Genomic DNA, 9,229 nt, shown 5'->3' on the forward strand with positions numbered 1-9,229 from the left:
CCCTGAGGCCCGATATGCTCAGACTGCTTCCAGGACGTGACATCGATTTGAATGTAGCTAGGCGTGCGTAGTACACAGGCCTAATCTGCACCGACCGGCCCCAGGACAAAAACAATGAAAACCCTACCGCCCGTTCACCGTATCGCCTTGCTCTTCAACGGCAGCAAAATCTACGACCGCGGCATCATCGCCGGTATCGGCAACTACCTGAGCAGCACCCGCGCATCCTGGGACCTGTTCCTGGAAGAAGATTTCCTCTGCCGCCTGCGCGGTATCGAGCGTTGGCAGGGCGATGGGATCATTGCTGACTTCGATGACCCGCTGATTGGCGAGGCGTTGGCCGGCAGTCGGGTTCCAGTGGTGGCGGTGGGTGGGTCTTATGAGGATGTGGGCAAGTACCCGAAGGGCATTCCCTATGTGGCCACCGATAACCATGCCCTGATGAAGCTGGCCTACGAGCATCTGGTGGAGGCGGGGTTGACGCGGTTTGCCTGTTTCAGCCTGCCCGAAGCCCAGGCCAATCGCTGGGCCCAGGAGCGTGAGAAAGCTTTTCGCCGCTTGATGCAGCGTGATGGCTTGCAGGTAGAGGTGTATCGCGGCCTGGGCACCAGTGCGCCGTTGTGGGACAGCGCGGTGGAGCAGCAGATTGCCTGGCTGCACAGCCTGCCCAAGCCTATCGGCATTATCGCGGTGACCGATGCCCGCGCTCGGCAATTGCTGCAAGCCTGCCTGACCGCAGGTATTGCGGTGCCGGAGGAGGTGGCGTTGATCGGCATCGACAACGACCCGCTGACCCGCACCCTCACGCGGGTGCCGCTCAGTTCGGTGATCCAGGGCACGGAGACCATGGGCCGTACCGCTGCGGCGCTGTTGCATCAGATGCTGCATGGCAAACCCTGCACGGGCACGCAGGTGCTGGTGCCGCCAGACGCCATTAACGTGCAAGCCTCCAGCCTGCATCAACCCCTGGGCAACCCTTACGTGATGCAGGCCTTGTTGTTTATCCGCCAGTACGCCTGCCAGGGTATCAAGACCGATCAGGTCGCCGCTTATGTCGGTGTTTCCCGCTCGTCCCTGGAAGCGCATTTTCGCAAGGCGCGTGGCTGCAGCGTGCATGATGAGATTTTGCGCTTCAAACTCGCCGCTGCCGCCAAGGGCCTGGAAAACCAAAGCCTTGCTATAGCCGACATTGCCGCACGCTGCGGCTTCACCTCTGCGCAGTACCTGCATACGGTGTTTCGCCGCGAATTTGGCTGTACGCCACGTCAGTATCAGCAGGGCGCGAGCTAGAACACCGCTTTGACTTGCAAACCCAGCACCAGCGCATTGTCGATGCTCTCACCGGAAAACGCCCCCGGCTCGATGATGTATTGCACATCCGGGCGCAAGGTCAGCCAAGGCGTGGCCTGGTAGCCATAACTGAGTTCGATCAATTGTTCGGCGCTGTCGATTGAGGGGTAGGACTCCCCGGCATTGAACGCGGCCAACTCTTGCACATCACGGCTGCGCGGGTTCGGCACCGCGCGGCCATAGCCCAGGGCGACGGTATCGCGCGGGCGACCTTCGAACGGCTTGTACAGCACCACGCCTGCGCCATACCACTTGGTGAACGGCGAGGCCGCTTGGCTGGCGGCAGAGTACTGGCCGAAGGCGTGCAGGCTACGGCCTTGGGATGATTGTGAGGCCCACACAGCCTGGTCGATCAAGAGGTAGTGACCGCCACGCCCGCTGACGTCCTTGTTGCTGCCAATGCGTTTTACATCGGAACTGTCGTAGTAATAACCGAGCTTGTATTCACCGGGCAGTGCGCCCGCATGCTTGTAGATAAGCTCGATGGGCACCACGGTGCCGGTGGTGTGCTTGGGCCCCAGGTGCCAGGCACGGCTTGAGTTGCCATTGCTGGACGGGTCGACATTGAACGCCGCCACGCGCAGTTGCCAGTTGGGCGAAAAGTCGTATTTCACCCGGGCACCGAGGTGCGCATTCGGGTAGTTGGCCCAGCCACTGCCGCCGGACATGTTCAGCGGATGCCCGCAGAAGCCGGCGTTCATGAAGTTGCACAGGATGCCGCTGTCCAGGCCGCCGAGATCATTGCCCATGGCCATATAGCCCAGCTTGAGGTTCAGCGCCGGGGTGAACAGCGTGCGCTCGTAGCTCAGCTCGGTGAGGCGCGTGTAGAGGCCGCCGTAGTTTTCCTGGATCGGCAGGCGGTTGCCCACCAAGTCCTCGGAGGCGCTGTTGCCGCGTCGGTCGTTGATGGTCAGCTGGATGCGGTCGCCGTTGTTGAAGCCGTAGAGCTTGCCCAGGTCGAACTGCACGCCGAGCTTGATATTTTGCGAATAGCGCGCCGAACGGTGCTGGCCGCCGTGGGCGTTGTAGGCGGTCTCGCCGCTGTAGTCACCGGTAAAGCGCACACCTTGCGCGTCGAGTTCGCGGCGCAGGCCGCCCCAGTCGCCGGTCAGGGTGGTGTCGTCGGCTTGAACGGGCAGGGCGGCCGCAAAGGCCAGGCCCAGCGCCAGGCGCCAGGCGGTATGAGGAGTAGGGGTCATGGGGGATCTTTCCAAACACAAAGCGCGGTGCCGGAGCACCGCGCGAACAGAGGGCGGTTACGGCAGGGCGTAGGCGATCACGTAGTCGCCACGGTCGGTGGACTGGCGTGCGCCGCCGGCGGTGACGACGATGTATTGCTTGCCGGTTTTCGGCGACACGTAGGTCATCGGCCCACCCTGGCTGCCGACGGGCAGGCGGGCTTTCCAGATTTCATCGCCATTGCCGCTGTTGAAGGCGCGCAGGTAGAAGTCCTGGGTGCCGGCGATAAAGATCAGGCCGCCTTGGGTGGACAGCGTACCGCCCAGGGTCGGCAGGCCTACCTTGATCGGCAGGTGCATGCGGATACCCAGGGGGCCGGTGTCTTCAACGGTGCCCACCGGTACTTGCCAGGCGACCTTTTGCGTCTTCATGTCGATGGCGGTCAAGGTGCCGAATGGCGGCGCCTGGCACGGAATGCCGGCCACCGACAGGAAGCGGTTTTTGTTCACCGCGTACGGCGTGCCCTTGAGCGGCACGGCGCCCATGCCGGTGTTCAGCGCTTCCCCACCGGAAGAGGTCTGGGCCTTGTTCTGCGACGGTACCATCTGGATCCACAGGCCCAGGCGCATGTCGTTGACGAAGATAAAACCGTGCACCGGGTCGGTGGAGATGCTGCCCCAGTTCATGCCGCCCAGGGAACCGGGGAAGCTCAGGGATTTATCGGTGCCCGGCGCGGTGTACAGGCCGTCGTAGCGCATGCCCTTGAAGTCGATGCGGCACAGCAACTGGTCATACGGCGTCGCGCCCCACATGTCCGACTCGGTGAGGGTTTGCGCGCCGATCTGCGGCATGCCGACGGATTTAGGCTGGGTCAGGGAATACGGCTCGTTGGGAATGTTCGCGGCTTTTACCGGCACTTCCTGCACGTCCGTCAGCGGCTTGCCGGTGGCGCGGTCGAGCACGTAAATCTGCCCGGCCTTGGTGCCGATGACCACGGCCGGCACAGCCTTGTCGCTGCCTGGCGGGGTGAAGTCGATCAGGCTTGGCTGCATCGGCAGGTCGAAGTCCCAGAGGTCGTTGTGAACCGTCTGGTAGACCCACTTCTCGGCACCGGTGGAGGCGTCGAGTGCCAGCACCGAAGCGCCGTATTTGTGGTTGAGCTGGGTGCGCTCCACGCCGTAGATATCGGTGGAGGAGCTGCCCATCGGCAGGAAGACCGTGTTCATCAGTGGGTCGTAAGACATCGGCGCCCAGCTGTTCGGGGTGCTGCGCACGTAGGTGGCGTCGCCCGTCGGGGCCTGCTTGTCTTCAGGGTTGCCTGGGTCGAAGGCCCAGCGCATCTGGCCAGTGATCACGTCAAAGCCACGGATCACGCCACCGGGCATATCGGTCTGCACGTTGTCTGCCACGCGACCGCCGACTACGACGGTGGTACCGGCCATCAGCGGCGCCGAGGACAGTTGGTAGTAGCTGTCCGGCACATTGCCGAGGCCGGCCTTGAGGTCCACCTGACCGTGGGTGCCGAAGTCTTCGCAGAACTTGCCGGTGTCGGCGTCTACGGCGATCAGGCGTGCATCAATGGTGTTGGTCAGCAGGCGACGCTGGCACTGCGCACCGGCGGGCACGCTGGCGGCCAGGACCGGCGAGCTGTAGGGCTGGGCCGGCTGGGCAATCGGCGCGCTGGCGTCGAAATACGCCATGCCCCGGCAACGCTGCCACACTGCCGATTTGGCGTTGACTTCGTTTTTCCACAGTTCTTTGCCGGTGTCGGCATCCAGCGCGATCAGGTTGTTGTGCGGGGTGCAGATAAACACTTTGTTGCCGATCTGCAGGGGCGTCAGTTGGTCTTCGGCTCCGTTACCGTCGCTGATGGCCACGTCGCCGGTGTGGTAGGTCCAGGCGACCTTGAGCTTGTCGATGTTGTCGCGGTTGATCTGGTCCAGCGCGGCGAAACGGCTGCCACCTTCGGTATTACCGTAGTGGGCCCAATCTTTCTGCGCATCGGCCGCAGCCACCGGGGTGACGCCCGGGCCTGCACCGGTGGGCGCAACGCTGGGGTGCGCGACAAACATATTGCCCGCTGCCACCGCCACGCCCAGCGCCAATACGGCGGCGACGCCATAGGCACCCCGCGCCGGTTTGCCAGCCAGCAACGGATACACCAGTGCGACCACCACGCCAATCACCGCAAACATGAACAGTCGCGAGAACAGCGGCCAGTATTCCAGGCCCACGTCGGCCACCGCCCACACGGCGGTAGCCACTAGAAACGCGGCGAACAACCAGGCGCCGGCAGGCTTGCAGCGGGCAATCAACAGCCCGGAGATGGCCATGACCACGCCGCCCAGCAGGAAGTACCAGGAACCTCCCAGGCTGACCAGTTTGGCGCCGCCGACGGCAAGCGCAAGGCCGAGCAGGGCGATGACGACGCCCAGGCCCAGGAGTAAGAATCTAGAGACGCCAGCGGCGCGCGATGCTCGTTTCATGTCGAATGGACTCGAGTGAGAGAGGGCAAAGACGCGATTTTAGCAAGATAAGTAACCGGTTAGTACATTTGAGTCCTGCAATAGACTGTTGCAGGTACTGCGATGATGGGCAGGGCCGCCTCTGAGTCGGCCTAGATGGACCCTGCGACGCGTACCCTTTGGCGAGGGAGCTTGCTCCCGCTGGGGCGCGAAGCGGCCCCGCTCTTAATTTAAAAGACTGGGACTGCTACGCAGTCCAGCGGGAGCAAGCTCCCTCGCCACGGTACAGCGCTGCCTTTATTGGGCGGGCATCAGAACTTGAAGCGCCCCACCAGCCCATTGAGCTGGCCGGAAATATCAGTCAGCCGCCCTGAACCGGTCTGCGCCGAATGCGCAAAGCCTTCCACCAACTGCGCGTCGGCGTGGATCTGCGCGATATGCCGGTTGATCTCTTCGGCCACCTGATGCTGCTCTTCGGCGGCGGTGGCGATCTGAGTGTTCTGGTCGCGAATCGAATCCACCGAGCCGCGGATCTTGTCAAAGCTGTCACGGGCCTGCTGGATGCGCTCCACGCTGGTGTTGGACACCAGCAAGCTGCCTTGCATCTGCTGGGTGACTTCCTGGGTGCGGCGGGCAAGGTTGCCCAGTAGGCTGTCGATTTCGCCGGTGGAGTCGGCGGTGCGACGCGCCAGTGCACGCACTTCATCGGCGACCACCGCAAAGCCGCGGCCCTGGTCGCCAGCGCGGGCGGCTTCGATCGCGGCGTTGAGCGCCAGCAGGTTGGTCTGTTCGGCAATCGAGCGGATGGTGTCGAGGATGGTGTTGATGTTCTGGCTGTCTTGCTCGAGCAACTGCATGGTCTGTGTGGATTTTTGCAGGTCTTCGCTGAGCTTGAGCACGCTGCCGGTGGCTTCGCCGATGTGCTGCTGGCCGGTGTGCACGTCGCGATAGCCCTCATCGGCACTCGTGGCGGCGGCGCTGCATGAGCGCGCGACTTCGTTGGCGGTGGCGACCATCTCGTTGAACGCGGTGCTCACCAGTTCCACGGCTTCGCGCTGGCGGCCGGCGGCCTGGTTCATATTGTTGGCCACGGCGCTGGTGTCGGCGGCGGCGGTTTGCAGGTCTGAGGAGGCGTTGCCGATGCGCTGCACCAGTTGCGCGATCATGCTCAGGAACTGGTTGAACCAGCCGGCCAGGCTGGCGGTTTCGTCCTTGCCTTGCACTTTGAGCTGGCGCGTGAGGTCGCCTTCACCTTCGGCGATTTCCTGCAGGCCGTCGGCCACACCGCGAATCGGACGTACGATCACACGGGCGAAACTGGCACCGACGATTGCGAACACCACGGCCAGTACGGCGGCGATCGCAGCGATCAACCACGTCAGGCGGGTGGCGCCGGCCATCACTTCGTCACGCTTGATCAGGCCGATAAAGCGCCAGCCCAAGTCTTTGGAACTGACCACGTTAGCCATGTAGGCCACGCCATCGATGCTCACCTCGGTCACGCCATCGCCGTGCTTGGCCAGTTCGGCGTAGTTCGCGCCCAGGCCCGCCAGGGGCTTGAAGTTGTGCGTGGCATCGCTGGGGTCCACCAGCACGTTGCCGTCGGCTTCCACCAGCATCAGGTAGCCGCTGTCGCCCAGCTTGATGGTGCGCACCAGCTCAGTGAGTTGCTTGAGCGACACGTCAAGGCCAACCACCCCAAGGACGTTACCCGTGGCATCCGCGACGGTGCGCACGGTGCCGATCAGCACCACATCGTCCGGGGCCCAGTAGTAGGCGCCTGTGCGCACGGTCTTGCCTGGCGCTGCAATGGCGGCCTGGTACCAGGGGCGGGTGCGCGGGTCGTATTGCGTCAGCTTGGCGTCGTCCGGCCAACTGGCGTAGCCGCCATCGCTCAGTCCCAGGGACAGGTAGGCGGTACTGGGGTGGCTTTTGGCGAACTGATCAAAAATCGCCAGCAGTTCGGTGTTGGTCGGCGTCAGCGGAATTTGCGCTGCATCGGCGCCGGCGTAGTTCTTCAGGTTCTTGGCCGCGATCACACGCGGGTCTTTGGCGACGAAGTCGACATTCTGGCTGATGCCGTCGAAAAACTGCTGCATGCCATTGTCGATCTGGCGGATCTCGCGGCCGCTGCTGTCGAGGAAGTTGGCCAGCGCACCCTCGCGCAGGTTCAGCACCACGATAATGGCGACCAGGATGACCGGCACGCACGCGATGGCCGCAAACGCCCATGTCAGCTTCTGCTTGATATTCATGACTTCACCCGCGGGTATTTATAGTTTTGGCAAGGGGAGAAAAATGGCTACTGCGTGTCGCAGGCGTTTTTGTGAGAGGCGAGGCCATGCGTACCCTCGGTATATCGGCCGAGGGAGTTGGCACTTGAGGAGGGGGAATCAGGCGATCGGGTCACCGACCAGGGCATCGCGGCGCATCGACTGCAGGTTCTTCTCGATGGTTTCGCAGATGCTTTCCATCTGGATCTGGTGTTCGCTGGAATTGAACGGGCTTTGCAGGTCGGTGCCGATGCGTTCGATGGCCAGCAGCATGAAGCCCACGACCGTGGAGGCCAACGGCGTGAACCAACCGAGCGATTCCACCAGGCCCACCGGCACGATCAGGCAGAATAACGAAATGAATAGCCGCGGGAAGTACACGTAAGGGTAGGGCAGTGGCGTGTTGGCAATCCGCTCCATGCCGCCCTGGGCGTTGGAGAGGTCCACCAGGGTCGACTCCAACCGCGCCAGGCGGATGCTGTCCAGGCGCCCGGCCTGGTATTCGCGCGCCAGCAACGAGGCCGAGCCGGTGAGGATGTCATTGGCGAAGTTATTGGTGGCGCCGTTGCGCGCAAATTCTTCGGCGGGGATAAAGGCTCGCACTTCCTCCGGGCACGGCTGGCCCTTGAGGTGCGCAGCCAGGCAATTGACGTAAGCCACGTGACGGCGCAACAGCGTCGACTTCACCGGGTTCACCTCACCAGGGGCGTCATCGAGCAGGGTCAACACTTGCCGAGCAAAACTGCGCGAGTTGTTGACCATCGCACCCCACAGCGTGCGTGCTTCCCACCAGCGGTTGTAGGCGCTGCTGTTGCGAAAACTGATCAGCACCACCAGTGCCGAGCCGAGCAAGGTCAGGGGCATCAGCGGCAAATTGATCTTGGCGGTGAGAAACAGCATGAAATCCACCGTCACCGCCACATCCCACAACAACAGCCAGAACAACGCCCAGCCCACATAGCCCATGGTCTTGATGATCAGGCGGTATTTCTTCAGAAGGGCAGCTTTCAAACGAGAACCTCGCGGCGGGCGGTTGGCAACAATCCCCTGTTACGACGCCGCCGAGGAAGGAAGGTTCGCAGTGTGCTGAATCGATTAGTCCTCTAACCGCCAGGCGGAGAGAATGTAACCAAAGGTTGCGCGTAAGTGTGTGCCATAGGGCATCTGACTGTGGAACAACTTTGGTACTGATGACGTCTTGTCCGGCAATCGCTGTACATTGCGTTCGAGGCAAAAAGCCATTAATGGCAGGATTTTTGAAGTGATTTGTTTTGGGGCCGGGCTGCAGGGATTTCGTAGCTGAGATCAGTGGCATCAAGTTGGATGATCAGGGCTCTTTCATGCGTGTCAGTTCGTTGAAGTTGGCTATGTGTAATACCGCGCAAGCGCTCGAACGTCATAAGGATTTTGAATCGTGCATGAGAGCGCATTACCACGTGCTGCTCGTGCCCTATTCGAGACGACCGTTTTTCTACAAGAGTGCCCTTAAATACAGCCGCTTGATGGTGTCGTTTGCATTATTGAGCCAATACTTTTCTACACCGCTGCCTTTGTTGGCAGAAGTTAAAGCCTTGTGCGTAACGCGCAAATATTGTTCGAAAAACAGCCTGGAATCGATTTTTTTGCTATTCCGGGCCTTGGGTTTCATGGAGGTTGCGCCGCACCCCGAAGACAGTCGCTTCAGGGTGTATGCACCTTCGGATGAAGCCTGCCGCGAAGCGCGGTTGATGCTCACCGCCCTCACGGAGTCTTTGGCGCTGCTCTATCCCGAAAGGGAAGTGTTCCGGCAGATGCGCGACTTGGATGACCGCGAGTTCCTTGCGCTCTATTTCAAGGGTTTTGCCATGATTCTCGCGGCCGAGTTGACGGTGGATGTCTTGCTGCCCGAATGTTACTGGCTGGTGAAGCGCGACGCCGGCCATCTGTTGATGCTGGCGATCTACAACGACGCCTTTGCCCCTG

General features: G+C 61.9%; 5 protein-coding genes and 2 pseudogenes. 2 read left to right on the forward strand and 5 right to left on the reverse strand.

The genetic code is table 11. The annotated features are described in order from the left end of the window. The first annotated feature begins 114 nt into the window (after positions 1–114). A complete protein-coding gene (locus APH41_RS24950) occupies positions 115–1,290 on the forward strand; it encodes a XylR family transcriptional regulator (RefSeq protein WP_034127136.1) in 1,176 nt (391 codons plus the stop codon). Here APH41_RS24950 and APH41_RS24955 read toward each other — a convergent pair. From APH41_RS24955 to APH41_RS24970, 5 genes and pseudogenes are all read right to left on the reverse strand, one after another. Next, positions 1,287–2,549, reverse strand: a complete 1,263-nt coding sequence (locus APH41_RS24955) for a carbohydrate porin (protein ID WP_054895672.1) — start codon at positions 2,547–2,549, stop codon at positions 1,287–1,289. The two genes, APH41_RS24950 and APH41_RS24955, sit on opposite strands and share 4 nt — an antisense overlap. Before the next feature lie 57 nt (positions 2,550–2,606). Next, complete coding sequence (locus tag APH41_RS24960) at positions 2,607–5,015, reverse strand: glucose/quinate/shikimate family membrane-bound PQQ-dependent dehydrogenase (protein WP_054922108.1); 2,409 nt, start codon at positions 5,013–5,015, stop codon at positions 2,607–2,609. Positions 5,016–5,305: 290 nt separating this feature from the next. After that, positions 5,306–5,842 (reverse strand): annotated as a pseudogene (locus tag APH41_RS29730) (methyl-accepting chemotaxis protein); the annotation flags it as partial. A gap of 327 nt (positions 5,843–6,169) precedes the next feature. Then, positions 6,170–7,249: pseudogene (locus APH41_RS29735) on the reverse strand (cache domain-containing protein); the annotation flags it as partial. Between the two features lie 138 nt (positions 7,250–7,387). Further along, positions 7,388–8,278 carry a bestrophin family protein gene (locus tag APH41_RS24970; protein WP_003190542.1) on the reverse strand — a complete coding sequence of 297 codons (891 nt, stop codon included), beginning with the start codon at positions 8,276–8,278 and terminating at the stop codon, positions 7,388–7,390. A 329-nt stretch (positions 8,279–8,607) separates the two neighbouring features. Between APH41_RS24970 and APH41_RS24975 the strand changes: the two genes are divergently transcribed. Continuing rightward, a partial coding sequence (locus tag APH41_RS24975; RefSeq protein WP_256220341.1) for a hypothetical protein occupies positions 8,608–9,229 on the forward strand: 622 nt, incomplete at its 3' end.

Source organism: Pseudomonas sp. NBRC 111138, from assembly GCF_001320835.1.
Lineage (GTDB): Bacteria > Pseudomonadota > Gammaproteobacteria > Pseudomonadales > Pseudomonadaceae > Aquipseudomonas > Aquipseudomonas paracarnis.